The sequence below is a fragment of the Priestia sp. SIMBA_032 genome (genome assembly GCF_046535215.1).
GTDB classification, from domain to species: domain Bacteria; phylum Bacillota; class Bacilli; order Bacillales; family Bacillaceae_H; genus Priestia; species Priestia aryabhattai.
The window spans coordinates 1-251 of the sequence record NZ_JAWRXD010001190.1; the positions used below are offsets into that span (position 1 = coordinate 1).

1 protein-coding gene is annotated in these 251 nt (G+C 62.2%); it reads left to right on the forward strand.

From position 1 onward, the window contains the following. Positions 1 to 52: 52 nt before the first annotated feature. A partial coding sequence (locus tag SB717_RS38070; RefSeq protein ID WP_410908366.1) for a hypothetical protein occupies positions 53 to 251 on the forward strand: 199 nt, incomplete at its 3' end.

Below are 251 nucleotides of genomic sequence, written 5' to 3' on the forward strand. Positions count from 1 at the left end.
CGGCGGACGCGGAACGTGTTCTGGAGCGGCGAACCTTCCAGTGGAGCCGATCATGACTCGAGTAATGCCGTATGACAGTGAGGGCCTCTGGCTGAAGAGCAGGCTGTTCATCAATCGAGCCATGGACCGTTCGGTCGAGTTCGAGGAGGCCGCGTTCTGGGCATGCTGCGCCCTAGAGCTGCTGGGCAAGAGCGCTCTCTCACGGGTTAGCCCGCTGCTCATCGCGCTGCCCACAGATGACGGGAACAGCT